This is a genomic window from Streptomyces flaveolus, from assembly GCF_000716535.1.
GTDB lineage: Bacteria > Actinomycetota > Actinomycetes > Streptomycetales > Streptomycetaceae > Streptomyces > Streptomyces flaveolus_A.
The window spans coordinates 1-263 of record NZ_JNWV01000193.1 but is presented as its reverse complement, the minus strand read 5'-3'; the positions used below and the strand labels follow the sequence as shown (position 1 = coordinate 263).

1 protein-coding gene is annotated in these 263 nt (G+C 68.8%); it reads right to left on the bottom strand.

All coding sequences use genetic code 11. The features are described from left to right. A partial coding sequence (locus OO52_RS45810) for a transposase family protein (RefSeq protein WP_030941462.1) occupies window positions 1–263 on the bottom strand: 263 nt, incomplete at both ends.

The following is a 263-nucleotide window of genomic DNA, read 5'->3' as shown; positions in this document are numbered from 1 at the left end:
CACGGGCTTGGAGGGTGGCGAGGGCAGCGGGTGGCGTGGTCGCCGGCGGGACGCTCATGTTGTGTGCGGCGAGCAGTTTCCTGATCTTCAGCAGGGTGCGGTGCATGGCGGTTCGGCTGCTGCCGAAGAGGATGGCGAGGGGTTCCGCGGCCAGGTTGACACGCAGGTGCAGAACGGTGGCCAGGACTTGGTCATGGAAGACGAGCCGGGGCGGACGCCCGCGTCCGGGATCACCGTCCGGGGCAAGGATCTGCGTCAGGTCG